The following is a 24344-nucleotide window of genomic DNA, read 5'->3' as shown; positions in this document are numbered from 1 at the left end:
GGTCGGTCGGCGGCCGCCAATGGTTTATCCTATCTCGACTAAGGTGCTCGCACGCGTGAAGGGAGGGCAGGAACATGGATCTCGGGTGGCGATCTCGGCGTTTTTTCAAGGTCCCATCGTTGGATACACTGCGGCTGCGTCCTTACGGCGACAGCCTTGCCACGCCGGCCGTTGCGGTCTGGCTCGGTTTCGCTTGGACCATCATCCTCCTGATGGCCACCATCGAGGGCATCGTCTGGGGTTTCGTCGGTGCCTCGATCGTCCCGCAGGCTGCGGCCTGGCTCCGGCCGGTCGCCGGTCTCTTCATGTTCGTGCTCATGTTCGCGGTCATCTGGATCGTCGACGCCTCCCTGATCATGTCCGAGCGCCCGACCCGTGCCCGAGGTGCGCCAGGGGGCGGCCTTCGGGACGCTCGGCTTGCGGAACGCGGCGCGGGTACACGCTGGTTCTTCGGTCTGCTGGTGCGGGTCCTGATCGTGGCGGTTTCGCTCTATGTGACCGCGCCTTTTCTGGCTAAGCTGATCCGCGCCGACGACATCGAGAGTTACCACCAGCGTCTGGTCGAACACTACTACGCCGGGCGCGATGCGGAATTCCAGGCGCAGGTCGCCGTGCGTGCCCAAGAGATCGAGGCGCGCTACGGGGGTCTCATCGCCCCCTTGGAGGAGGAGGTCGAGCGTCTGAATCGATCGCTCGACGCCGAGCGGCAACGTCGGGATCAAATCGCGGCCGAATACGGACCGGAGGTCACGGTGCTGCGCACCGAGCTGGCCGCTGCACAGGAGCGCCTCGGCGACGAAATCCACGGACGCGGCGACCGTCCCGAGGGCTATGGGCCGGAGGCGCGCAGATGGGAGGCCCGGGCCAATACGCTCGTCGCCGCGCTGGCCGACAAACAGGCCGAGATCGATCGGCGCATCGCCGAGGTTGCGCAGACGATCGCGGATCAGGAGGAGCGCCTGCGCGCGCGCACCGACGAACTCCAACGCATCCGCCTGGAGCAGCAGGAGCGCATGGACCGTATCCGTGCCGAGGTGGCCGCTGCGCAGCCCGAGGAGCTGCCGCCGCGGTTGACCTTTGCTGCACGCTCCAAGGCCTTGCAGGCGCTGCGGATGAGTCCGGACGAGGCGGGCGTGCCGCATTTCGAGACGGTCGACGGCTTTGCGCAGGCGGCGCTGGCGATCCTCTTCTTCTCGCTGATCGCCCTGAAGTTGTTCGAGCCGGCCGCGGTGCGGGCCTACTACAACGAAGCCTTGCAGTTCCAGTACCGCAAATATCTCGACGGTGCATTGGCCGGGATCCCCGGTTTCGCCTGCCCGGAGGATGTCGCACAGCGCCTGAGTCCGGTGGAGTTCGCGCGCCTGTGGGAAGGCTACGAGCGCGATCCGGAGGGTCATTTCGCCGAGCAGCAGGCCCGGCTGGCGGCCGCCGAGCCGATGCGGACGCGTTTGGCGGACGAGTCGTTCGCCGAGACCCTGATCGAGCGTCGTCGCGAGAACCTCGATCGGGAGCTGGATCTGGTCAGCCGCCGCCGCGAGATCGAGGTCGCGGCCTACGAGAACGAGCAGCGTTTGCGCGCCGGCGAGCTGCGGGCTCAGTTGGCCGACGAGACGCGCGCCAAGCATCATCATCGACGCGAGGAGCTCGAGCACGAGCTGCAGCAGGCGCGCGAGTCCTGGGCGTTGCAGAAGGCCCACGACGAGGAGGATCTACGCGAGCGCATGGCCGCCTTCGAGCGCTCCGTCGAGCTGGCGCGCGAGGACCGGCGTTTGCGCGAGAAGGAGATGGAGATCCGCCGTACCCAGCGCGAGGAGGAGCTGCGTCAGGCCGATGTGCAGCGCCTGCACCGTCATCGGGTCGAGATCGCCGAACTGGAGGCCCGGCGGCGTCGCGAGGAGCGTCTGGAGCGTCTCGCCGGGATGCGCGACGAGCTGAGCCGTCTGCGTGAGCTGGAGACGCGCGACACGGCCGAGGCCGCAGCACTGCGCGAGGCCGGCTATCGTTTGAAGGACGCGATCGAGACATTGAGCGGGAAGATTGCGTCGAGCGAGCGTGAGCTGGCATCGGCCGGCGCACGGATGACCGAGCTGAAGCGGATCGCGGACGGCCGGGACGCGGATCTCGGTGAGGGCGCACGGTCCTCCGTCGGCGGCTTCTGGTCGCGCTCGGGGCGGCCCGAGGACGGCAAGAGTGCTCGCGAGGCGAAGCGGGAGATGAAGGCGCTCGAGAAGTGGCTCCGCGAGGAGGGAGAGCGCCTCGTCGCCTTGCGCGACGAGCGACGCGCCTTGGAGGTGCGCCGGATCACGCACGAGGATCAACTGCGCGCCATCGAGGAGCGGCTCTCCGGCGTCCGCTCACGCATCCTCTTCCACGAAGATGCGATCGGTACTCTGTTGGCTTCGGAGCGAGCGACGACCGACGACGCCGAGGTCTAAACCGCGTCCCGAGCGAGATGCTCACTTTCGAGTGAGTTCGACGTTTGGTGCATCCACAGCCCTAGATCAACAGCGCTTTGCCGGTTCGACATCCATGACGACGCTCGACAGCTACGATCAAATCCCCTACGAGAGCTTTGCGATCCCGGAGACACATCCGGACTTTCTCGCGACGCTCGGCCGGCTGCTCGGTCTGACCACGGCGGATCCGGAGCGCTGCCGGGTGTTGGAGCTGGGCGCGGCGAGCGGCGGGAATCTGATTCCCATGGCCTTTCATCTGCCGTGGAGCGAATTCGTCGGGGTCGAGCTCTCCGCCGAGCAGGCTCGGCGCGGTCAGGCCATGATCGCCGAGCTGGGTTTGACCAATCTGCGCCTGCTCCATCAGGACATCCTCGATGTCGACGAGACGCAGGCCCCGTTCGACTTTATCCTGGTCCACGGTGTCTATTCCTGGGTCCCGGACGCGGTGAAGGAGCACATCCTGCACCTCTGCGGTCGGCTCCTGAGCGAGCGCGGGATCGCCTATGTCAGCTACAACGTCCTGCCGGGCTGGCGTCAGCGCGGTATGTTGCGCGACATGCTTCTGTTCCACTGCCGCGGCGCGACGGCGCCCGGCGAGCGTTTGAGCCGCGCGCACGATCTGCTCGATCGGCTCGCCCGAGGGGTTTCGGCCAAGCATCCGGACGGTCAGCCGCGACCCGAGGCCGAGACGCTGCGACGCGAGGTCGAGTATCTGCGCACCGCCCGCCCGAGCTATCTCTATCACGAGTATCTGGAGGAGACGAACAGCCCCGAGCTGTTCAGTGATGTCATGGCACGGGCGCGCCGTCACGGGCTCGCCTTCCTTGCCGAGTCCAAGCTGCACACCATGTTCGCCTCCACACTCGGGGCGGCGGCCGAGGCCGCGCTCGACGGGCTCGGCGATCAGGTCGTGCAGGAGCAGTACATGGACTTCCTGCGCCTGCGGGCCTTCCGACAGACCCTCTTCGTGCGCGCAGACGCGCAGCCCTGTCTGGAGATCGATCTGGAGCGACTCTACGACTTTTCGATCCATGCCGATCTGACCCCCTTGCAACGGGTCCATCTGAACCGCGTGAAGCGCCAGGACTACGCCACGGCGGACGGCGGTCGTCTGCAGGTGGAGCATCCCCTCACCAAGGCCGTTCTGGAAGGTCTCGCGCTGGTCTATCCGAATGCGATGCCGTTGGGACCTCTCATGGACGCGGCCTCAACAGAGGTCGCCGGGGCCGGCGGTCGGCGCTACGCGAACGACCGGGACGCCTGCTTGGGCGAGCTCTTCAACCTCTATATCTCGCAGGGGATCGGTCTGACCCGGCGCACCGCCCGTTGGCCGCACCAGGTCGGCGCATGGCCTCGGGCCACGCCCTTGGCACGCGCGCAGGCGGCCTCCGGTGAGGGGCATGTCGCGAGCGTGCGCCACCGCAGTCTCGGGCTTGATGCTTTGTCCGCCCGACTGCTTATGCTGCTCGACGGCACGCGTGATCTGAACGCCTTGTTGACGGACCTCGCAGCCGAGATTCGGACTGGCCCGGACTTGGCCGCGGCGTTGGGGTCGGCGGGCGAGGGCGAGGGCGAGGGCGAGGGCCGTTCGGAGCAGATTGCACCGGCCAGTCTCGAGCGTCTGCTCGGCATCTTTGCGCGCGCCGGGCTGCTTGTTGCGGACGCGCAGCCGCGCGGGTCCGAGCCCGTGGCGCAAGGCGGAAACGACGCGACGGACGGCTGAAAAAGGAGGTTTCGCCGTGACAAGGCATGCGAGGTCTCGGTGAACGGCGCACTGATCAAGACGCTTGTGGCCCTCGGTGCCGTTTTGCTTCTGTTGACGGGCGGCCGAGCGGGGTTGGACGCGCTGATCGAGACCTCGACGCCGCCGAGCCTGGCGCCGGGGCTGGTGGACGGCGCTGCGCTTGTCCACCTTGCCGATCCGATCGGCGATGTGGACGGGTTGACGCGCCTCGCGGACATGCGGACGGCGACCTCGACCCTGATGCTGGATCGCGACGGGCGTCTGCTGCGCGCCTTCACGGTCGCCGACGGACGCTGGCGTCTGCCGGTCGACCTGGATGCGGTCGATCCGACCTATATGGCGATGCTCTTGGCCTACGAGGATCGCCGGTTCGCGTCGCACCCGGGTGTCGATGCACTCGCCCTCGTGCGCGCCGGCTGGCAGCTCCTGAGCCAGGGACGTATCGGTTCCGGCGGATCGACGCTGACCATGCAACTGGCTCGGCTTTTGGGTGCGCGCTCGACACGGGATGCAGGCGGCAAGCTCCGGCAGATTCGCACCGCACTCTGGCTGGAGCGACGCTTCGACAAAGGCGCCATCCTGCAGACCTATCTGACACTCGCCCCCTACGGCGGCAACCTCGAAGGTGTGCGTTCGGCCTCGCTCGCGTGGCTCGGCAAGGAGCCGCGACGCCTGACACCGGCCGAGGCCGCGTTGCTCGTCGCATTGCCCCAGTCGCCCGAGACGCGCCGGCCGGATCGGCACCCCGAGGCCGCCCGTCGGGCGCGCGATCGGGTGCTCGAGCATGTGCGCCTTGCCGGCGTCATCGACGCGGACGAGGCGGCCGCGGCCCGCGCCGAGCCCGTCCCGAGGGCACGCATGGATGCCCCGATGCTGGCGGCGCATCTCACCGATCGACTCAGACGCGCGCAGCCCGAGCGCGCGGTCCATCGCCTGACGCTGGATGCGGGTCTGCAGGGACGCCTCGAGCAGCTCGCGAACGCGCGTGCCGCCGCACTCGGTCCGAGGGTCTCGATGGCGATCCTGGTCGCCGATCACGGGCGCGGCGAGATCCTGTCCAGCGTGGGTTCGGCCGGCCTTTTCGAGACCGCTCGGCAAGGTCATGTCGACATGACCCGCGCGGTCCGATCGCCGGGCTCGGCGCTCAAGCCGCTCATCTACGGGCTGGCCTTCGAGGACGGTCGCGCCCATCCGGAGAGCCTGATCGAGGATCGCCCGAGCGCCTTCGGCGGCTATGTCCCGGCCAATTTCGACCTGGGTTTTCAGGGGACGGTCACGGTGCGTCGGGCGCTGCAGCTCTCGCTCAACATCCCGGCGGTGAAGCTGCTGGACGCGGTCGGACCGGCGCGGCTGGTCGCTCGGATGCGCCGCGCCGGTGCACAGCCGGTGCTTCCCGATATGACGCCGCCCGGGCTCGCCGTCGGCCTAGGCGGGGTCGGTGTGTCCTTGACCGACCTCGTCGGCATCTATGCCGCCATCGCGCGCGGCGGGCGCCCGGTGATCTTGCGGGACATCCTCGACGAGAAGGGCGTGGACCCCGGATCGTCTGGCATCGCCGAAGATTCCGGGGCGCCCGTGCTCGAGGCGCGTGCGGCCTGGTATGTCGCCTCGATCCTTGCCGGTGCCCCGGCACCGACCAACAGCGCGCCAGGTGTGCTCGCCTACAAGACCGGGACATCCTACGGCTATCGCGATGCCTGGGCGATCGGGTTCGACGGGCGCCATGTGGCAGGCGTTTGGGTCGGTCGTCCCGATGGCGCTCCCGTGCCGGGACTCGCCGGCATCGATGCCGCGGCGCCCGTGCTGGTCGAGGTCTTCGCGCGTCTCGGTCAGACGACCCCGCTCCCGCCGTCACCACCGGGGATCCTGAGCACGACCTCGGCGGAGCTGCCTCCGCCGTTACGTCGCGTTCAGGATTCGCGTGCCGCCTCGCGCGGCGGCACCCACGCCCCGCAGATCGCCTATCCGCCCGAGGGCGCACGCGTCGAGCTGGGTCTCGGGCGAGGTCGGGCCGCCGATCTGGTCCTGCGGGTTCGCGACGGTGTCCCGCCCTTCACCTGGTTTGTCGACGGTGCGCCGGTCGTGCGCGAACCCTATGCCCGAACCGCCCGTTGGACACCCGACGGCCCCGGATATGTCGCCATCTCGGTCGTCGATGCCCGCGGCGCAGCAGCCCGAGTCAATGTCTTTCTTGAATGATCTGGCGTTCGGGAGGATTCACCCTCACACTTCAACTGATTCCAGGTTGGCGCCCGCTCCGGAGCCCGTCATCATGTCGCAATCGCTTTACGACCAGGATCTGTACGACTGGACCATGCAGACCGCTCGCCTGCTGCGCGAAGGGCGCTATGGCGAGATCGACACGCTCGATGCAACCGGCCATGACTGAGACCTCCTCGCCCCGGCGCACCACGGCCCTGCTCTGGGCCGTTGCCGGCCTGCTGCTCGTCGCGGTTGTCGCGGTCGCGCTCTACAAGGCGTGGCCGCTGCTGAACCCGACGCTGGTCGAGGTCGCGCCGCTTGATCCGGGCTGCGATCTGCGCGCCGGACCCTGCGATGCTCGGTTTGCAGGCGGCGGGAGCCTGCGCTTTGCGATCGAGCCGCAGACCATCCCGGTCGTCACGCCGCTGCGGCTTGCGGTGCAGACGAGCGGCTTGGACGTCCGCGCGGTGGAGATCGATTTCGCCGGTGTCGACATGAATATGGGCTACAACCGAGCAGCGCTGGAGTCGGCTGGTCCGGGCGTTTACGAAGGGCAGGGCACCTTGCCGGTGTGCGTGCGTGCGCGCATGGAGTGGGAGGCGAGGGTGTTGGTCCACACGGCAGAGGGGATCTTGGCTGCGCCGTTTCGATTCGAGACACGGAGGGATTGAATCGCGTTCGGGGTTCCCGGGTCGGCAAGATGTTTCAGCCACACCCGTTTGGTCGTCGAAAGGTCGGCGCATCTGTCCTTTCTCGGTTCCCGAGAACACCATTCCGGTCGTTGGTCTCGGCGGACTGAAGTCCGCCTCCCCGGGGCCGGTTGAAACCGGCGAACCTGAAGCCCGGCACGCCGACGTCAGTCGGCTCCCGGGTACGCCGACTTCAGTCGGCTCCCCGGTACGCCGACTTCAGTCGGCTCTTCGCCGGGCCGGTCATCGGTCCCGATAGCGACGAGTCAGGTCGCCGTAAGCGTCGATGCGGCGGTCGCGCAGGAAGGGCCAGAGTCGGCGGACGTTCTCGGTGCGAGCCGGGTCGATCTCGGCAAGCAGGATCTGCGGGGTTTGATCGCCGGCTTGCGCGATGATCTCGCCTTGTGGACCACAGACGAAGGAATGCCCCCAAAATCGCGCTCCGGCCGTCGCGCCGCTCGGATCCGCCTCGAACCCAACACGATTGCAGGCCGCGACGGGCAGGGCGTTCGCGATCGCATGGCTGCGCTGAATCCCGATCCATGCCTCGCGCTGGCGGGCTTGCTCTTGCGGCGCGTCGTTGGGATCCCAGCCGATCGCGGTCGGGTAGAGCAGGATCTCTGCACCGGCCAACGCCATCAGACGGGCGGCCTCCGGATACCACTGATCCCAACACACCAGCACGCCCAGGCGCCCGACCGAGGTGTCGATCGGCTCGAAGCCGATGTCGCCGGGCGTGAAATAGAATTTCTCGTAGTAGCCTGGATCGTCCGGGATGTGCATCTTGCGATAGACGCCGGCGAGCCGTCCGTCGCTGTCCAAGACCACCGCGGTGTTGTGATAGAGCCCGGGGGCGCGGCGCTCGAACAGCGAGGCGACGATGACCACACCCAGCTCGCCGGCCAAAGCGCCGAGTCGCTCGGTGCTGGGACCCGGGATCGACTCGGCGAGATCGAAGTTGGCGGGATCTTCGGTCTGGCAAAAATAGGTGCCGTTGTGCAGCTCCTGAAGCAGAACCAGACGCGCACCGCCCTCGACGGCCTCGAGGATTCCCCGCTCGCAGGCATCGAGATTGGCCGCGACGCTTCCCTGATCGGTTTCCTGCACAAGTGCGATGGTGAAAGGGGTCCCCGACATGACGCCAACCTCCGAAACAGTGGATCCAGGTGTGTGTGACTGCTTGTGATCGCGGGGCCGTGATCGACCCGGCCACGTCGTTGATCGAAGCGCGGCTCGGATCAACCGAGCGGTTGCCAGTGTTCAAAGGTCGCCGCTTGCCCGAGTTGCCGTCCCTCTTGATCGATCAGGTTCCAGACGACCGCGCTCTCGATCCGAAACCGCCGACCGCTCGAAGATACCCGCACCCCACTGTAATGGTCGATGAAGCCGTTGGCCGTCACCTGCGCGAGCAGGCGCGCGCGCGCCTCCCGGTCCGGTGCCTCGGCGGTCAAGCGCGAGGGCATCCGCGTCAGCGTCTCCCAATCAAGCTCGAACAGATCCAGGACTATTCGGTTGCCGTAAGTCAGGATCGGGTCCGGGTCGGCCGTGTGCGACAGGAGCGCGAAGGGCGCTGCAAACAGTCGCCGGGCGGCCTCGCGGTCGTCCACGCCGGGATCGATCAGATCGCGCCCGGTCAGGTGTCGATGGCTCGTGCGCAGGAGTCGGGCATGGTCGCACAGGAAGTCATTGGACGGGTCGGGGTAGGGTAAGGGCATCGGCTCATGATCCAGTCATAAATCGAAGGGGCAGGCTCACCGTTTGAGCCTCCGCCCTGTTAGTCTCTGCCGGATTCAGGGCGGCAATCAGGCCCCTCTGTTCCCGGACCCACGATCGCGCATGGCCAATTTCCAGACTCATCTCAACGGCGGCATCTTCGTGAGCGTTGCCACGGTGCTCGGTTTGCACGGCGCCGGACTGGTCGAGCAGGGCGCGACACTCGGCTATTTTGCACTGGGTGTCGCCGGGAGTCTCCTTCCGGACATCGATGCCGACGCCTCCAAACCGGTGCGTGCCTTCTTCAATGTGCTCGGGGTTGCGGTCGCCTTCGCGATGACCCTACCGCTGATCGGGCGGTTTCTGCCGCTGGAGGTCGCGCTCATCTGGATCGGCGTCTTTCTCTGCGTGCGCTATCTGATCTTCGAGCTTTTTGCCCGGGCGACGGTCCACCGCGGCATCTGGCATTCCTGGCTCGGGATCGCGGCGGCGGCGTTGGCGACCGTCAACATCGCCTACTGGATGATGGATCGGTCCGCGGAATCGGCCTGGATCGCCGGCCTCATGGTCGGGATCGGCTACCTGACGCACCTCGTCCTGGACGAACTCTACAGCGTCGACCTCCTGAACAGTCGGGTCAAACGCTCGTTCGGGACCGCGCTCAAGCCCTTCAGTCTCGCCGATCCTCGGAGCAGTCTCGCGATGCTGGCCGTTGTTGTTGCGTTGGCGTGGTTCGCGCCGGCGCTCGATGGGGGTTTGCTGCCGGCGGAGGATCTGTCTCGGACGATCGTCGTCGCCGCCGAGCGTCTCGTGGAGACGTTCGAGGGCCTGGTCGACGGGGCCGGTGTGCTGGTGCAGTCCCTGGTCGACTGGATCCGCACGGGGGCGGCCAACCTTTGAGCGCCGGGCGGGCACATCGGACGAAGCCTCGGCCAACGCGTCGGCTTGTTGGCGTCGACGCTCGCGAGTAGCATCGCGTTCGGCTCGGCGATGCGCCGAGCCCTCTGTCGTTGAGCTAAACCGCGTCCAGAGCGAGATGCTCGTTTTCGAGTGAATTCGACGTTTGGTGCATGCACGGGCCTTAGCGGGGACGCGGTTTAAAATCATATTTTTTTTAATCTCTTAAACCGCGCCGTCTCCAGCGGTCGTCAAAACGGCCGGGGCCGATCCCATCCAACAACATCGCATACCGCACTGGGCGCGGTTTAAGATCGAGGTAACCACGCAATGAAATATTATCTCGGAGCAGTCTGCCTTCTGATGGGTGCCTGGTTGGTCTATCAAGCGTTGGCCCATCGACGCGCCGTGCTCGGGGCTCGCGAGCGCGCCGCTGCGCAGAACCGCGAGCAGAAGATCCATCAGCATCTGGAAGGTATGCGGCTTGGCCTTGCACCTCTTTATGTGATGGGGATCCTCTTCACGGGGACGGTTCTGGCTGCGATCTGGTTCGTCGTCGACCGTGAGCGGGTTTTCTCCGTCCTCGACATCCTCGGGTTCCTGATGGTCCTTGCGGCCTACGCCTTTTGGATGGCCGTGCGGATCCAGTACAGCCCGATCGGGCTGGACGTGAAGCAGACCGAATGACGCGATGATTGCACGTCGCTTGCATACCGCTGAATCGAGCGTCCGGACGCCACCTCCGCTGGAGCACGGCGGGCGTCTGCGCGAGGCCGCGGCGCGTTACCGCATTCCGGTGCCGGATTGGTTGGATCTCTCGACCGGCATCAATCCCGACGGCTGGCCCGTGCCCGAGGTGCCCGGTACCGCATGGGCGCGGCTGCCCGAAGAGGACGACGGTCTGGAAGAAACGGCCGCGCTGTGTTACGGCGCACCCGGTCTCCTCCCCGTCGCCGGTTCGCAGGCCGCGATCCAGGCGTTGCCCGATTTGCGGATGCCCGGACGCGTCGGGGTGCCGACGGTCGGTTATCAGGAGCATGCGCAAGCATGGCAGCGCGCCGGTCACACCCTGGTCCGCCTGGCCGACGGAGCGCCGGGCGGTGACCATGGCGCGGGTCTGGACGACCTCGATGTCCTGGTCGTGATCAATCCGAACAATCCGACGGGTAGACGGTGGTCGGTGAGCACCTTGCTCGATTGGCACGCACGGCTCGCCGCACGCGGCGGCTGGCTTCTCGTGGACGAGGCATTCATGGACACGACCCCGCGGGACAGCCTCGCCCCCTACACCGATCGACCGGGTTTAATCGTCCTGCGGTCGTTGGGCAAATTTTATGGACTTGCCGGGGTGCGCGTCGGGTTCGTGCTCGCGACGGCCGATCTGCGCGTGGCGCTGCATGCGCGGCTCGGACCTTGGGCGCTGAGCGGTCCGGCCCGCCATGTCGCCCGGCTCGCCTTGACCGATTCACCCTGGCAGGAGGCGACCCGCGCGTCGCTGCGCCGGGCCTCCGCCCGGCTTGCCGGGCTGCTGTCCGACGATGGTCTCGTGCCGACGGGCGGTACCGAGCTGTTTCAATGGGTCTGCACGTTGGAGGCCCCCGCCATCCAGGATCGACTGGCACGGCAGGGGATCTTGGTACGACGATTCGACGCACCCTCGAGTCTTCGTTTCGGACTGCCGGGTGACGAGGCCGGCTGGGCGCGGCTCAAATCCGGGCTGTGCTGTCCGGCGCTGTACCCGCCCGCAGATGCATTCCGGCAAGCAGTGGGCGAGACCCCCGATAGGTATTTTTCATCGGCTGCTCCGACGCTCGCCTCCGCCTCCGCCCCCGTTCCAGGCACCCTCACCGGAGTTTCAAGATGACCGCGGTGACCCTCATGGTCCAGGGCACGACCTCGGATGCGGGCAAGAGTGTCCTGGTGGCCGGTCTGTGCCGCTGTTTCAGCAGACGCGGCGTCAAGGTCGCACCCTTCAAGCCCCAAAACATGGCCCTGAACAGCGCCGTCACCGCCGACGGCGGCGAGATCGGCCGGGCCCAGGCGGTGCAGGCGCAGGCCTGCGGGATCGCGCCTAGCGTCGACATGAACCCGGTCCTGCTCAAGCCCAATTCGGACCGCGGTGCCCAGGTCATCATTCAGGGTCGGGCCGTCGGCAATATGGACGCCGTCGCCTATCACGACTACAAGCGCATCGCGCGCGCAGCGGTACTGGAGTCCCATGCCCGGCTCGGCGCGTCCTACGATCGCATCGTCGTGGAGGGTGCCGGCAGTCCCGCCGAGATCAATCTGCGCGAGCACGACATCGCCAACATGGGGTTCGCCGAGGCGGTGGACTGTCCGGTGATCCTGATCGCGGATATCGATCGCGGCGGGGTCTTTGCCCATTTGGTCGGCACGCTGGCATTGCTCGCGCCGAGCGAGCGGGCGCGCGTGGTCGGATTCGTCATCAATCGCTTCCGAGGCGATCTCGCGCTCCTGAAGCCCGGTCTGGACTGGCTCGAGCGCGAGACCGGCAAGCCGGTGCTCGGCGTCTTGCCCTATCTGCACGGCCTGCATCTGGAGGCCGAGGACGCCGTCGCCGTGCGCCAGTCCGACAAGCCGAGCGACGCCCTGCGGGTGATCGTCCCGCGGCTGCCGCGCATCAGCAACCACACCGACCTCGATCCACTGCGTCTGCATCCTCAGGTCGACCTGCGCTATGTCTTGGCCGGAGAGGTTCCGCCGCCTGCGGATCTCATCATCCTCCCGGGGTCCAAGTCGGTGCGCTCGGATCTGGATTGGTTGCGTCGCGAGGGCTGGGAGCCGGTGATCGCGCGGCATCTGCGCTACGGCGGCCGGCTGATCGGGATCTGCGGCGGTTTCCAGATGCTCGGCACCCGGATCCTGGATCCATTGGGTCTGGAAGGCGATCCGGGCGACGGGCCTGGACTTGGTTTGCTGGATCTGGAAACCCGGCTCGCGCCCGAGAAGACCCTGGCCAACGTCTCAGGCCGGCTTAGGCTGGAGGACGCCGCGGTTACGGGATACGAGATCCATGCCGGCCGGTCGAGCGGTCCGGCACTCGATCATCCGGCCGTGCTCCTGAACGATGCACCGGGCGAGCGGCCGGACGGTGCGGTTTCGGAGGATGGACAGATCCTGGGGACCTATCTGCACGGACTCTTCGAGTCGCCCGCCGCTGCGTCGGCCCTGCTGCGTTGGGCCGGTCTGGCGGTGCACGAGACCCCGGACTATCGTGCTCTGCGCGAGTCGGCCCTGGAGCGGTTGGCCGACAGCATCGAGCAGCATCTCGATCTCGGACAGATCGAGCGGATTCTGTGCGGCGCTATGCCGAGCAGCGGGACCGAAGCCTCTTGAGACCGGGCTGGTTGAGCGTCCCGGCGGCGCATCGCGATCGCCTCGGGGGGGCGCATGCATCCGATGACGGTTGCAGTCGTGGCGGGCGATCAGGCTCGGTCGGCAGCAGCGGGTCGAATGATCTCGGTGCAACTCGAATGGACGCTCCGGTGTGCGTCGATTCCACGCTGTGGCGCGCGAGCGGTTCGCGGGTTTTGCTTGTCGAGCTCGATTCCGAGGCCGGCGCGTTTTTCTTCTCGGGCGAGGATCAGATGCGGGTCGCGGTCTGCAGCCGGTCCACCGTCGCGGATCACCTGAACTGTCCCGAAGACGACACGGACCTCGAGATCGAGATCCTTCGGCTTCGGGTCGACCTCGAGATGTGTTCAAACGGACGCGCCCGGGTTCATCCATGGATCTGTGGCGAGCATCCTCGGTGTCGGCTGACCCGCCCACTCGACAAACACCGTTTGGATGTCGCCTTGAGCGCCGGCCGCCACGCGGCCGAGCGCGCCAAGCTCGCAGGGGTCGCGCACCTGATCGGTGTGGCCCCGTCGGTGCGCCCTGTGCCCCGGTGGTGGCTGCGCGCGACAGATGCGTTTGCACCCTGTGCGGGGTATGAGTTCCCCTGTCTCGATCGATGTCTTGGGGAGCCCCCCTTTTGCTTCGACCCCTATGATGCTCTGCGCTGCCGCGGACGTCCCGAGATCGCCGCATTGGTCGGCGTTGCCATTGCGGCGGCACAGATGGGAATCCCGTTCTGCCTACCGGATCCTGCGGGCGAGATCGCGGTCGACGCGGCGGTCGGATTGAACCCCGGCGTGCGCGCCTGGCTCGACCCGATATCCGCCGACCGTCCTGGTTCGGTACCGGCCCCGATGCGTCCGCGCAGCCTCTGCGCCCTTTAAGGAGGTTGCGCCGCGCGATGCGGCCCCCGCTTCATCCCCGCGATGATGGCGGCGACGGACGCGTCGCACGCGAGCGCGCCGCGACAAGATCCCCGATCAGGAACGGCAGGTAATAGATGACACTCGACACCAGCGCCAATCCGGCCAGGCTCAAGATGTACCAAGGCCAGGGGCCGAGATAATCCATCAAGGACGCCTGCTCGGGTTTGCTGCAGAGGAAGAGATAGTTCGTCCCCAACCAGAGGTTGAGGGGAGCAACGACGGCGACCACGAGCAGCAAAACACCGATGGATTTGAAGATGGATGCGAGTCTCGGTCTGAAACGATAGACCAAGGTGGCATAGAGGACGCCGACGATGACGAGCCCATGCCCGAGAAAAAAGGCGATAAAGGCCGGGTCAGGAAATCCCCTGTCCAGATCCGGTGTGATGAGTGCCTGAAGGGTCCCGCCCCACGCCCAAAAATAGACGATCTCATAAGCGGAATAGGATCGCGCCGCAAGAACCCAGGCGGTCAGCAGCACCGACAGTCCGCACAGATGCAGAGGCAGCAGGCTGCTCAAGAGCTGGTCGTAACGGTTTGCCAGCAGCCAGATATGAAAACCCTCCTGCCCGATCAAAAGGGCCGCGATCAAGAGCCCCACTCGGTATTGCGCCGCGATACTCAGCGTTCGGCGCGCCAGCAGGGGTAACCCGACACCGATCGCTGCGATGACGAGCACGCTGCTCAGATGTGCCGTACCGAAAAGGATGAGTGGACCCGCCGTGCTCATTGATCGACTCCGTCTTCGTGTGTGGGTGTGCGCGTCTGCGCCTCGACCGACGCTTTGATTTCGAGGCGTCGCTCTTCGTTCATCATCCCGATGGATCGACATGATAACGCAGTCACCGGGTCTGTCTGACGCTTTTGATCGGCAGAGACTTCGGGGAGAATAGGTTGCGCACTCCGCGCGACTGCATATTCACCTTGGCCATTCGAACGGCTCTTTCAATCCAGCCTTTTCGAATAACCACACCTCATTCATTGAATTCGCGTACTCGGATTGAGAGCAATGTCCATCTCAATAGCTCCACCGTATTCGATTTTACTAATATGATGGAATAGTCTTTATGAAGTTCGCCGATAAAATTATTTTGGTCGGACGCTTGACACCATTCCTGTCAACACTACATCCTTGTTACGTCAATAATGACGATAGGTGATAACGACTAAAGCGATAGAAATTTCCGCTCGGATGATCGCAGGTTGGAATCCTGTGAAATCGCTTCGCTCGGTCAGACGCAGCTCATTGCCCTGTCGATGCGTTGAATGGATCTTGGACACGTGACAACACTATCGGCGCTGTTCAGAAGACGCCAACAACGAGGTGGAGACAACAATGTCTGACATTGTAGATCACAGCAGAAGGCAGTTTCTGTCGTTTGCCGGCAAGGCCGGCTTGACGACTTTGGTCGCGCAGGCGGTCGGAATCAATCTCGGCGTTGTCGATATCGTCCGCGCGCAAACGGGTAAGCGGGGCGTCGAGCCATTCCGATTCGCCATCATCAGCGACGCGCATCTCTACAGCATGCCCGACCACAAGTTCGACCAACAGCTCGCAGAGGCGGTAGCCCAGGTCAATGCGATGACGCCGCTTCCCGACTTTGTGCTGTTCGGCGGCGACGTCGCACAAAACGGAACGGAAGACCAGTTGGTGAAAGGGAGCAAGATCCTCGCGGATCTGAAGATGCCGATGAAGATCATCCCCGGCGAGCACGATTGGTATCTCGATATGGGTGATGCGTGGCGGGGGCTTTTCGGCGACGAGACCTGGTCGTTCAATCACAAGGGGGTGCATTTCATCGGCCTCAACTCCATTTTGGTTCGGGACTTTTGGACCGGAGCCGGAATGACCCCGCTCGAGCGCATGACGGTCATGGAAATGCTCGAGAGCCCGATCCCCGGTCCATGGGGCGTGCACGAGAAGCAGCTCGAATGGCTCGCCAACGACGTCAAGGACCTGGCGCCGGACACGCCTGTTGTGATCTTCACGCATTCGCCGCTGTGGGATTACTACCCGCGCTGGAACTTCCAAACCTCGGACGCGCCCGAAATTCGCGAGATCCTGTCGAAGTTCGACAACGTCATGTCCTATCACGGTCATGTCCATCAGACGCTATACAACCGGATCGGAAACATGAGTTCCGTTGCGGCCCTCGGAACGGCCTGGCCTTGGCCTTATCCCCCTGTGGAACTTGCTTTCCCCGAGACTCGGATGAATCGGGCGGATCCGTCGATCTCGACTGACGGGATGGGTACACAGGTCATCGATCTGAGCGAATCTTTCGAGGGTCTGGTCCAGTACCAACCGTTCGAAGACTCGCTGACACCATTTATGAGAGACGGGTTCAAGGTCTAAGGGGAGCGATCATGACGAATAAGATGCTGAAGATCGACCGGATCTTGGCGGTGTCGGCGGTCGCCGCGGTTCTTGCGGCAGGGACCAGTTTGGCACGTGCGCCCTTTACGGATGAAGAGCTTGCAGAGCAGAAGGCGGCTTTGGTCGAATCGATCGCCTTGGGGTATGACCTTTGGCACGGCAGCCGTGCGGATATGACGACCAATGGTCTCGCCTGTGGAAACTGTCATCCCGATACGGCTGCGTCCAATCCGCAAACCTTTCCGAAGTACATGACGATGTACGGCAAGGTCATTCCCTTTCGTGAGATGGTGAATTGGTGCATCGAGAACCCCCAGGCAGGGGCGAGGCTCGACGTCGATGGAGACGACATGACCGCCATGGAAGCCTACGCCTTCTATCTGCATCGCGGCAAGGAGATCACCCCCGGTCTGGCAAGCGAGCAGACGACACCGATTGTCGTCGAATACGGCACCGGTTTCGCACGAACACCGACCGGCATCGGCGTCGACACCAAGCCCTGACCCGACTTGAAATGACGGGCCATCGGCAGGTCTCTCTTTGAGGTTAGCCTGCCGATGGATGATGTGCGGTGTCGACAATGTCGTGTCGACAGTCGCGTGTCGTGATTCTTCAGTCTTCGAGGCTGTATCCGATGATGCCGGGCAGAGCTGCATTCGTTTTGATGATCGTTCAAGGCGTCCTCGTCGCCCCGAGCTTCGCCGAACAAACCTGCGACACCAGCCGCTATCCGTTGTCGTCGCCGACGGAACGGTTCAGCGACAACGGGGACGGCACCGTGACGGATGAGGTCGCCCAGCTGATGTGGATGCGCTGCTCCACAGGACAGAGCTGGTCCGGCAGTACGTGTGTCGGGGAAGCAGCCGTTTATGACTGGCCGGGGGCTCAGGAGCTTGCGGCAACGACGAACGCGAGCGGAGTACGTTTCTTCAACGACTGGCGCGTGCCGCAACTGCGCGATCTCGCAATGATTGCCGAGAGGCAATGCGAGAACCCGCGAATCAACCTTGCTGTGTTTCCGAGCACCCCGCCGAGCCTCTTCTGGACTGCTTCGTTGCGACCGGGCGAAGGCTTCGAGGACCACGCATACGCCCTGAGCTTCGGACCGGAGGGCGTGCAGCATGTGGCGAAAACCGAGCGACATGCGGTCCGCCTCGTGCGCACGGCACCATGATCTCCCGGCTCGGACACAAACACGCTGTCGATGCGGCGCGGCCTCACGCCACGGCTGTTTCGATCGGGACGGACGGGACCGAGGACGAGGCCGACGTCGATCGTGATCGGCGCGGTTTGATCGTGACCGGTGGCCTGTTTTGGGTGTTGTTGCAAAGCGGTCTGCTCGGCTCCGTTCACGCGCAGACACCGCAATGCGCCGACCTCTTCTCAGCCACGACGATGGACGAGGCGCTCGCCATTCTCGGGAGCACCTCGGCGAATGACACAGTTGTCGATGTGACCTTGCCCGGCGTCGTCGAGGACGGGGCCGTCGTGCCCGTGACGGTGTCGAGCACACTCGATGGAGTCTCGGAGATTTACGTCCTGGTCGCGAGCAATCCGTATCCGGCCGCGGTTTGCTTCGAGATTCCGAGCGGGACCGATCCATTCGTCTCGGTACGCCTGAAGCTGGCGCAAAGCGGTCCGGTATACGCGGTGGTGAGGGCGAGTGGTCGTCTCTACTCACGGGTCGCGCAGACGCGTGTCACGGTTGGCGGATGCGTTTGAGCATCCGAGCCCCGAGGAGGGGCCTCTTTCGGGGGCGAACGAGAGTGAAACAGGATGGCTGATCCGATACGAATCCGCGCAAGAAGCAACGACGGCATCACCGAGGTGATGGTCTTGATGCCGCATCCAATGGAGACAGGACTGGGGTTGGATGCATCGGGGAAGGGGCGCCGCGCCCACTACATCAGCGATGTCGAGGTCAAGCTCGGCGATCGCACGGTGCTACAGGCGCGTTTGAGCATCGCCGTTTCGAAGGATCCCTTGATCGCGTTTCGATTCAAGGGCGGCGAGCCGGGTGATCGCCTCAACGTCACCTGGACGGACAACGTGGGTGACCTGGGAACCGGTTCGGCCTCGATCCTGTGACGTCGATACCGGACGGCAGCGGCGCTGGAACATCCGATCGTGTCTCCAGTCGGGGCAGCGATCGGGGAAAGCCGGCCTAACGGGTTTCGTTTCCATGACGGAGCCCGTTGCAACGTGACACACACCACCAAACGAACGAGGGCAAACACCATGAGCGAATGCAATCGCCGGACCTTCATGCTTCAACTCGTGGCGGGAGGGTCCGCACTCGCCCTGAGTCGCTGGAGCCTTGCCGAGGAAGCGAAGACGGCTGTCTTGACCGAAGACGACGCCTACGCGAAGTCAATGGGTTTCCGCTTGGATACCACGCAGGTCGACCAGGCCAAATACCCCAAGCACACGGTCGAGCAGAAATGCAGCGAGTGTCAGTTGTTCTCCGGGGAGCCGGGCGAGCCGCTCGGACCCTGTTCCTTCTTCGGTAAACGTTTGGTGCCGGTCGACGGCTGGTGCCGAAACTTCAAGCCCAATGCCGCAGCTTAGACCGATGCGCCGACCGACAAGAACAGTGACGGGTCGGCGCAAAGATACCGGTTCAGCCGGAGCGGGCTCGATCGACGCGACAGGGCTGCACGCTGCACTCGGGCCAAAAGATCGATGGACCCGGAGACACGGGCCGGAGACCGGGGCATTGGTCTCGCCATCACGCCACTAAAACAGAGCCGATCGTCCGGTGCAGCCGGACGCAGGGCATCGAGCATTGGAGGTCACAGCGATGAGGTGTCCCGCAGGCACTTCGGAGCACGCGTGGGTGCACGTTGCGCACCGGCGCATGCAGCGGATCGACCGGCAAACGGCCATTGGCGCTGTGCCGTCGTCAACCCTAGACAGTTCCATTCATTCGCATCGCGCATCGACTCGCAGAGGCTCGACCCGGGTGGTGACCGGTCTGATGGTGTGCAGTCTTTTGAGCCTGGTCGGTTGCGATCGCACGGAGAGCGTCCAGTGGGGAGAGCGCGGCACGTCGATGATCCACATCGATAAACCCGGTCGATTGATGGCAGCGGCCGATATCCACAGCATTCCCGAACCCGAGCCTCGCGATCCGCCGGACCCCGCGATACCCCTCGCGACGGAGGTCAATGAAAACATCCAGGTGCTCACTGACCTGGATGCACTCGAACTCGCACGCCTGATGCAGGCGATGTCGACTTGGGTCGCTCCCAAAGAGGGCTGCGAATACTGCCACAACACCGAGAACTTGGCCTCGGACGAGAAATACACCAAGGTTGTCTCGCGGCAAATGCTGCAGATGACACGGGACATCAATTCGAATTGGAAGTCTCATGTCGCGGGGACCGGTGTCACCTGTTGGACCTGCCACCGCGGCCAGGCGGTCCCCTCCGGTACCTGGTTCACCAACCTCGGACCTACGACCCCGTCGGCCGGGATAACCGGCGTCAAGGCGGGCCAAAACACGTCGGGCATGCGGACCGTCGGTAACTCGTCGCTTCCGTTTGATCCCTTGACGCCGTTTTTCGACGGCGACGCTCAGGTCTCCGTTCAGGGATTGACGGCACTGCCCTCGGATAACCGAAACTCGATCAAGAAGGCGGAATGGACCTACGCCTTGATGATGTATATGTCTAATTCGCTGGGCGTGAACTGCACCTACTGTCACCAAACCCGGGCGATGGGTGTTTGGGAACAGAGCACGCCGCAACGCGTCACCGCGTGGCACGGCATTCGGATGGTGCGCGAGCTCAACGGCGACTATCTCAATCCCCTTAAGACCTTGTATCCCACGGAGCGACTGGGGCCCACCGGCGATGCACCTAAGGTGGCTTGCGACACCTGCCACAAAGGTGCCTTCAAACCGCTGCTCGGGGTCAGTATGCTAGGCGACTACCCCGAGCTGGCTGGATATCGCACGGAACGACCGGGGGTCGTGCCGGAGGAGCCGGCGGTGCTTGCGCTTGCGGAGCCGGGTGCGGAAAGCGCGCTGATTGCGGCACTGGATGACACGCAGGCGCCGATGCAGGAGGACGTGGCGGAGGTCGCGCTCGAACCAGCGCTTGAGCCTGCTGTCGCGTCGGACGCCGGACTAGCCGAAACCGAGCGCACTGCACTGCTTCAAGAACTGGAGAGCGTTCGCTCGCAGCGCGACGCCGCGATCGCCGAAGCCGAGACCGAGATCGCCGAACGCGATCGCCGGCATGCAGCGACACTGAGTCAAGGCGAGGGGGATCGCGCGGCTGCGGATGCCAGGTTGCAGCAGGAGCGGATTGCTCTGCAGCAACAGCTTGCGGTGGTTCGCGGGCAGCGCGATGCGGTCGCGGCCGATTCGCAGATGCAGGCCGCCAAATTGACCGCAGAGCGAGCGGCGGCTCTGAGGGCTGCCGGGGCGAGGCTCGATCAGGAGCGTACCGCGCTGCAGCAACAGCTTGCGGTGGTTCGCGCTCAGCGTCATGCGGTTGCGGCCGAGGCCGAGTTGCAGATCGCGAAGCTGGGCGAAGAGCGGGCTGCGGCTCTTCGGGCTGCAGGCGCGAGGCTCGATCAGGAGCGCACCGCCCTGCAGCAGCAGCTTGCGGTGGTTCGTGGGCAGCGCGATTCGGTTTCGGCCGAGGCGCAGGGGCAGCTCGCCAAGCTGTCGGATGAACGGGCCGCGGTCCTGCGGGCTGCCGGGGCGAGGCTCGATCAAGAGCGCACCGCCCTGCAGCAACAGCTTGCCGTAGTTCGTGGGCAGCGCGATGCCGTTGCGGCCGAAGCCGAGAGGCAGATCGCCAAGCTGGACGAAGAGCGCGCAGCGGCGCTCCGGGCCGCCGGAGCAAGACTCGATCAGGAGCGCGTCGCCCTGCAGCAGCAGCTTGGCGTGGTCCGCGCGCAGCGCGACGCCGCCTTAGCGGACACCGAGTCCGAGTCGCAGATCGCTGCCTTGACGGAGGAAATGGATGCCTTGCGGGCAATGCTCGCCGAGTCGGACGCCGCCGCCGCGGATCTGCGGGCACGCAAGCAGGCTGCGGCAACGGAGCATGCGCACGAGCTGGCCGAAGCCAAGGAGTCGATCACACGGTTACGCACGCTTTATGAAGGTGCGGCCGAGGTCGGCGGACGAATCACCCCGGAGGGCATTGTGGTCAACCTCGGCGGGGAGGAGCTTCGGTTCCCGAGCGGCAGCGCCGTTCTGCCGGCAGGCGCGCTGCCGATGCTCGACCGTATCGCCGAGATGCTTGCAGCAAGATCCGACCTGAAGGCGAAGATCGCCGGGCACACGGACAGCCTGGGCAACCCGGAGATCAATCAGGCCCTGTCTCGGCAGCGTGCGGAATCGGTCATGCAGGCTCTGATCGAGCGCGGGGTGGATCCCGGCCGACTCAGCACCGAGGGCTATGGTGCCGAACGGCCGATCGCCGACAACGCGACCGATCGGGGGCGACGCGAGAATCGGCGCGTCGAGATCGTCATGATCGAGCAGACCGGCAACGACGCGGTGAGCAACCTCACCGACAGCTGAGCGGATCGGTCGGCGGGAACGGCGACCTAGGCTTGGTGATGCGCCAACATTGGTGGATCCGCGGGTTGCGGGCAAAGTCGCGAGGGATGGTCTCGCGGCTGATATCCTGGATCTCGAGATCCGCCAGATCCTCCGCGTACAGCCGAAACCGGCGCAGATTGTTCGAAAACACCAGCAGACCGCCCGGCTTGAGCAGCCGGGTGGTGGCTCGAATCAGGCCGACATGGTCGCGCTGGATGTCGAGCGTCTCCGTCATCCGCTTGGAGGTCGAGAAGCTGGGAGGATCCAAAAAAATGAGGTCGTATTGGCGTTTGCCGGCGGCCTCTTCCAGCCACTGCAGACAGTCCGCCTGAACCAGTTCATGGCGCTGCATCGGGATCGCGTTCAGCGCGAGATTATCGCGCGCCCAGTCCAGATAGGTCCGGGACATGTCCACCGTCGTGGTGCGGGCCGCGCCGCCGTTGGCGGCATAGACCGTCGCTGTTCCCGTGTAGGCGAAGAGATTGAGGACGCTCTTGCCCTCGGCCAGTTCGCCGATCATGCGGCGAATGTCGCGATGATCCAGGAAGAGCCCGGTGTCCAGATAGTCCTCGAAGTTGACCAGGAATTTGAGTCCGCCCTCCTTGACCGCGTGAAAGCGGCGCGTCTCGGCGAGCCGCTCGTACTGGGCGTTGCCCTTCTGCGGTCGGCGGACCTTGAAGAACATCCGTGATTCCGGGATCTCCAGCACCTCCGGAATGACGCTCAATGCCTCGCGCAGCCGGTGGCGGGCGCGTTTGGGGTCGACGCTCGTCGGCGCGGCGTACTCCTGCACATGCACCCAACGCTGCGGCGTATCGCCTTCAGGCTCCCCTTCGTAGACATCCACGGCCACCGCGTACTCGGGGAGATCCGCGTCGTAGGCCCGAAAGCAGTCGATCTGCTCCTTGCGGCGCCATTTGCCGAGCGCCTTGAGATTCTTCGCGAGCCGGTTGGCGAACATGGTCGCGCCGTCGCTGCGCTCGGTCGGCTCGAGCGTGCGCGGCCGATTGGTCACGAAATCGCTCGACTCGATCCGAAAGTGCAGCAGCTGGCATTCGATCGGGCCGTTGTAGAGGTGGTGAATCCGGTGTGCGCGCAGGCCCATGTGCTTGCCGAGGTCCGGGCTGCCGGTGAAGAGTGCGGCGCGCCAGCCTTCGAAGCGTTCCTTGAGTACCGATCCCAGGCGCGCGTGAAGCGCAGGCAGCTCGGCATCGGAGCCGAGCCGCTCGCCGTAGGGTGGGTTCACCACCACGAGACCGCGGTCGTCGTCTCGACCCGGCCGGCAGTCGGCCAGCTCGCGTCGCTCGAAGTGCGCGAGACCGGCCAGTCCGGCCCGCGCCAGGTCTTCGATCGCGATGCGGATGGCGCGCGGGTCCTGATCGTAGCCGCGCAGCGAGCCGAGACGTTGCAGCCCGGCGCTGCGCCGGATTTCGGCCTCGTCGAGCAGCCGCTGCCAGGCCGCCGGGTCGTGCTGCAGCCAGCCCATGAACCCGAAACGCTCGCGCAACAGACCCGGTGCGATGTCCGCCGCGATCAGAGCCCCTTCGATGACGAGTGTCCCGGAGCCGCACATGGGATCGAGCAAGGCGCCTCCCTCGGCCGCGATAGCGGGCCAACCCGCGCGCAGCAGGATGGCGGCGGCGAGATTCTCCTTCAGCGGCGCCGAGGTGCCCTCGCTGCGGTAGCCGCGTCGGTGCAGGGATGTACCGGACAGATCGATGCTGACCGATGCCTGATCCTGATGGACATAGACATGGATCTGAAGGTCCGGCGACTGGGCATCCACATTCGGCCGGTAACCCAGGAGACGGGTGAAACGATCGGCGATCGCATCCTTGACCCGCAGGGCGGCATACTGCCCGTGCGTGACGCCCTTCACGATGCCGTCGAGCTGAATGGCGAAGGTGCTCTCGGGCGAGAGATGCTCTTCCCAGTGGATCTCCTCCGCCCCGGCGTAGAGCTCGTCCGGTCCCGCCGCCGGAAACTGTGCGAGCGGCAGCAGGATGCGGTTGGCGACCCGCGACCAGAGACACGCCCGATAGGCGTCTTGCACCTCGCCGACGAACCGTGCCCCGCCGCGCGCCTCGACCGCCCCCTGAAGGCCGAGTCGAGCCAGCTCCTCCGCGAGTAGACTTCCCATATGCTTGGGTGCGGAGGCGAAGAAGGTGTGCTGGGGCATCTTGGGCGGCAGGTCGTCGGGGGATCGGGTCACGCAGTATATACCGGCCGCGCAGCGGTCTTTCGCCGCCCAAGGTGTTTGAACCTAGATCCGGCAGTTGACCGCTTCGTGCTTCATGCAAGGTCTTGACGGCCTTGACGATCGTGCTCGTTAGTCCCCTACGCCGTAAGTCTTGAGCAAACCGTCGCAGAATTCTTCGTTGTCGTTGTCGTTGTCGTAATCGGATTCCGGACGACGAACA

21 protein-coding genes are annotated in these 24344 nt (G+C 65.1%); 17 read left to right on the top strand and 4 right to left on the bottom strand.

What is annotated here, in order from left to right; all coding sequences use genetic code 11:
- Positions 1–119: 119 nt before the first annotated feature.
- From BDD21_RS23770 to BDD21_RS23750, 5 genes are all read left to right on the top strand, one after another.
- Positions 120–2435: a DUF4407 domain-containing protein gene (locus BDD21_RS23770; RefSeq protein WP_245969782.1), complete on the top strand. Its 2316-nt coding sequence runs from the start codon at positions 120–122 to the stop codon at positions 2433–2435.
- Positions 2436–2529: 94 nt separating this feature from the next.
- Positions 2530–4179: a methyltransferase regulatory domain-containing protein gene (locus BDD21_RS23765; protein WP_170164881.1), complete on the top strand. Its 1650-nt coding sequence runs from the start codon at positions 2530–2532 to the stop codon at positions 4177–4179.
- A gap of 39 nt (positions 4180–4218) precedes the next feature.
- A complete protein-coding gene (gene pbpC, locus BDD21_RS23760; protein WP_245969780.1) occupies positions 4219–6399 on the top strand; it encodes a penicillin-binding protein 1C in 2181 nt (726 codons plus the stop codon).
- Between the two features lie 73 nt (positions 6400–6472).
- Positions 6473–6589, top strand: coding sequence for a DUF29 family protein (locus BDD21_RS23755; protein WP_211335145.1), 117 nt, complete (start codon positions 6473–6475; stop codon positions 6587–6589).
- Positions 6582–7073, top strand: coding sequence for a hypothetical protein (locus BDD21_RS23750; protein WP_245969779.1), 492 nt, complete (start codon positions 6582–6584; stop codon positions 7071–7073). The genes BDD21_RS23755 and BDD21_RS23750 overlap by 8 nt, the downstream gene beginning before the upstream one ends.
- 261 nt (positions 7074–7334) lie before the next feature.
- Here the strand turns inward: BDD21_RS23750 and BDD21_RS23745 are convergent, their stop codons facing one another.
- Both BDD21_RS23745 and BDD21_RS23740 read right to left on the bottom strand, forming a co-directional pair.
- Complete coding sequence (locus tag BDD21_RS23745; RefSeq protein WP_120799276.1) at positions 7335–8228, bottom strand: carbon-nitrogen hydrolase; 894 nt, start codon at positions 8226–8228, stop codon at positions 7335–7337.
- Positions 8229–8329: 101 nt separating this feature from the next.
- Complete coding sequence (locus BDD21_RS23740) at positions 8330–8806, bottom strand: MEKHLA domain-containing protein (protein WP_120799275.1); 477 nt, start codon at positions 8804–8806, stop codon at positions 8330–8332.
- Between the two features lie 121 nt (positions 8807–8927).
- Between BDD21_RS23740 and BDD21_RS23735 the strand changes: the two genes are divergently transcribed.
- The 5 genes from BDD21_RS23735 to BDD21_RS23715 all read left to right on the top strand — a co-directional run bounded on the left by BDD21_RS23735 (position 8928) and on the right by BDD21_RS23715 (position 13945).
- The gene (locus BDD21_RS23735; protein WP_120799274.1) at positions 8928–9704 is read left to right on the top strand and encodes a metal-dependent hydrolase; all 777 of its coding nucleotides are present in this window, start codon (positions 8928–8930) and stop codon (positions 9702–9704) included.
- Positions 9705–10031: 327 nt separating this feature from the next.
- Positions 10032–10388, top strand: coding sequence for a hypothetical protein (locus BDD21_RS23730; protein WP_120799273.1), 357 nt, complete (start codon positions 10032–10034; stop codon positions 10386–10388).
- 4 nt (positions 10389–10392) lie between these two features.
- Entirely contained in the window at positions 10393–11565 is a 1173-nt protein-coding gene (gene cobD / locus BDD21_RS23725; protein WP_120799272.1) for a threonine-phosphate decarboxylase CobD, read from the top strand.
- Complete coding sequence (locus BDD21_RS23720; protein ID WP_120799271.1) at positions 11562–13058, top strand: cobyric acid synthase; 1497 nt, start codon at positions 11562–11564, stop codon at positions 13056–13058. The genes cobD and BDD21_RS23720 overlap by 4 nt, the downstream gene beginning before the upstream one ends.
- Positions 13059–13207: 149 nt before the next feature.
- Positions 13208–13945: a nicotinate-nucleotide--dimethylbenzimidazole phosphoribosyltransferase gene (locus BDD21_RS23715; RefSeq protein ID WP_147431207.1), complete on the top strand. Its 738-nt coding sequence runs from the start codon at positions 13208–13210 to the stop codon at positions 13943–13945.
- Between the two features lie 31 nt (positions 13946–13976).
- Here BDD21_RS23715 and BDD21_RS23710 read toward each other — a convergent pair whose 3' ends face one another.
- Positions 13977–14717, bottom strand: coding sequence for a YwaF family protein (locus tag BDD21_RS23710; protein ID WP_120799269.1), 741 nt, complete (start codon positions 14715–14717; stop codon positions 13977–13979).
- Between the two features lie 606 nt (positions 14718–15323).
- Between BDD21_RS23710 and BDD21_RS23705 the strand changes: the two genes are divergently transcribed.
- The 7 genes from BDD21_RS23705 (at position 15324) to pufC (ending at position 21903) form a co-directional block, all read left to right on the top strand.
- Positions 15324–16343: a metallophosphoesterase family protein gene (locus tag BDD21_RS23705; RefSeq protein ID WP_120799268.1), complete on the top strand. Its 1020-nt coding sequence runs from the start codon at positions 15324–15326 to the stop codon at positions 16341–16343.
- Positions 16344–16354: 11 nt separating this feature from the next.
- The gene (locus BDD21_RS23700) at positions 16355–16867 is read left to right on the top strand and encodes a c-type cytochrome (protein WP_147431206.1); all 513 of its coding nucleotides are present in this window, start codon (positions 16355–16357) and stop codon (positions 16865–16867) included.
- 131 nt (positions 16868–16998) lie between these two features.
- Complete coding sequence (locus BDD21_RS23695; RefSeq protein ID WP_211335144.1) at positions 16999–17538, top strand: Lcl C-terminal domain-containing protein; 540 nt, start codon at positions 16999–17001, stop codon at positions 17536–17538.
- Positions 17535–18086: a thiosulfate oxidation carrier protein SoxY gene (locus BDD21_RS23690; RefSeq protein ID WP_120799265.1), complete on the top strand. Its 552-nt coding sequence runs from the start codon at positions 17535–17537 to the stop codon at positions 18084–18086. The genes BDD21_RS23695 and BDD21_RS23690 overlap by 4 nt, the downstream gene beginning before the upstream one ends.
- A gap of 54 nt (positions 18087–18140) precedes the next feature.
- Positions 18141–18452, top strand: coding sequence for a thiosulfate oxidation carrier complex protein SoxZ (gene soxZ, locus BDD21_RS23685; protein WP_120799264.1), 312 nt, complete (start codon positions 18141–18143; stop codon positions 18450–18452).
- A gap of 150 nt (positions 18453–18602) precedes the next feature.
- Positions 18603–18932 (top strand): high-potential iron-sulfur protein, encoded by a 330-nt coding sequence (locus BDD21_RS23680; RefSeq protein WP_120799263.1) that lies wholly within the window; start codon positions 18603–18605, stop codon positions 18930–18932.
- A gap of 232 nt (positions 18933–19164) precedes the next feature.
- Positions 19165–21903: a photosynthetic reaction center cytochrome PufC gene (gene pufC / locus BDD21_RS23675; RefSeq protein WP_342769619.1), complete on the top strand. Its 2739-nt coding sequence runs from the start codon at positions 19165–19167 to the stop codon at positions 21901–21903.
- Here the strand turns inward: pufC and rlmKL are convergent.
- On the bottom strand, positions 21890–24103 hold the full coding sequence (rlmKL, locus tag BDD21_RS23670) for a bifunctional 23S rRNA (guanine(2069)-N(7))-methyltransferase RlmK/23S rRNA (guanine(2445)-N(2))-methyltransferase RlmL (RefSeq protein WP_120799261.1): 2214 nt from the start codon (positions 24101–24103) through the stop codon (positions 21890–21892). The two genes, pufC and rlmKL, sit on opposite strands and share 14 nt — an antisense overlap.
- Positions 24104–24344 lie beyond the last annotated feature (241 nt).

The sequence above is a fragment of the Thiocapsa rosea genome (assembly GCF_003634315.1).
Classification (GTDB): Bacteria; Pseudomonadota; Gammaproteobacteria; order Chromatiales; family Chromatiaceae; genus Thiocapsa; species Thiocapsa rosea.
This window is presented reverse-complemented; position numbering and strand designations above follow the sequence as displayed.

Bases quoted from the DNA above. Each gene is read 5' to 3' on its own strand.
- BDD21_RS23765 (WP_170164881.1), top strand. From the start codon at position 2,530: ATGACGACGCTCGACAGCTACGATCAAATCCCCTACGAGAGCTTTGCG.
- BDD21_RS23745 (WP_120799276.1), bottom strand. From the start codon at position 8,228: ATGTCGGGGACCCCTTTCACCATCGCACTTGTGCAGGAAACCGATCAG.
- BDD21_RS23695 (WP_211335144.1), top strand. From the start codon at position 16,999: ATGATGCCGGGCAGAGCTGCATTCGTTTTGATGATCGTTCAAGGCGTC.
- BDD21_RS23730 (WP_120799273.1), top strand. From the start codon at position 10,032: ATGAAATATTATCTCGGAGCAGTCTGCCTTCTGATGGGTGCCTGGTTG.
- BDD21_RS23680 (WP_120799263.1), top strand. From the start codon at position 18,603: ATGAGCGAATGCAATCGCCGGACCTTCATGCTTCAACTCGTGGCGGGA.
- soxZ (WP_120799264.1), top strand. From the start codon at position 18,141: ATGGCTGATCCGATACGAATCCGCGCAAGAAGCAACGACGGCATCACC.
- cobD (WP_120799272.1), top strand. From the start codon at position 10,393: ATGATTGCACGTCGCTTGCATACCGCTGAATCGAGCGTCCGGACGCCA.
- BDD21_RS23735 (WP_120799274.1), top strand. From the start codon at position 8,928: ATGGCCAATTTCCAGACTCATCTCAACGGCGGCATCTTCGTGAGCGTT.
- BDD21_RS23750 (WP_245969779.1), top strand. From the start codon at position 6,582: ATGACTGAGACCTCCTCGCCCCGGCGCACCACGGCCCTGCTCTGGGCC.
- BDD21_RS23720 (WP_120799271.1), top strand. From the start codon at position 11,562: ATGACCGCGGTGACCCTCATGGTCCAGGGCACGACCTCGGATGCGGGC.
- BDD21_RS23700 (WP_147431206.1), top strand. From the start codon at position 16,355: ATGACGAATAAGATGCTGAAGATCGACCGGATCTTGGCGGTGTCGGCG.
- BDD21_RS23690 (WP_120799265.1), top strand. From the start codon at position 17,535: ATGATCTCCCGGCTCGGACACAAACACGCTGTCGATGCGGCGCGGCCT.
- BDD21_RS23705 (WP_120799268.1), top strand. From the start codon at position 15,324: ATGTCTGACATTGTAGATCACAGCAGAAGGCAGTTTCTGTCGTTTGCC.
- rlmKL (WP_120799261.1), bottom strand. From the start codon at position 24,103: ATGCCCCAGCACACCTTCTTCGCCTCCGCACCCAAGCATATGGGAAGT.
- BDD21_RS23740 (WP_120799275.1), bottom strand. From the start codon at position 8,806: ATGCCCTTACCCTACCCCGACCCGTCCAATGACTTCCTGTGCGACCAT.
- BDD21_RS23755 (WP_211335145.1), top strand. From the start codon at position 6,473: ATGTCGCAATCGCTTTACGACCAGGATCTGTACGACTGGACCATGCAG.
- pufC (WP_342769619.1), top strand. From the start codon at position 19,165: ATGAGGTGTCCCGCAGGCACTTCGGAGCACGCGTGGGTGCACGTTGCG.
- BDD21_RS23710 (WP_120799269.1), bottom strand. From the start codon at position 14,717: ATGAGCACGGCGGGTCCACTCATCCTTTTCGGTACGGCACATCTGAGC.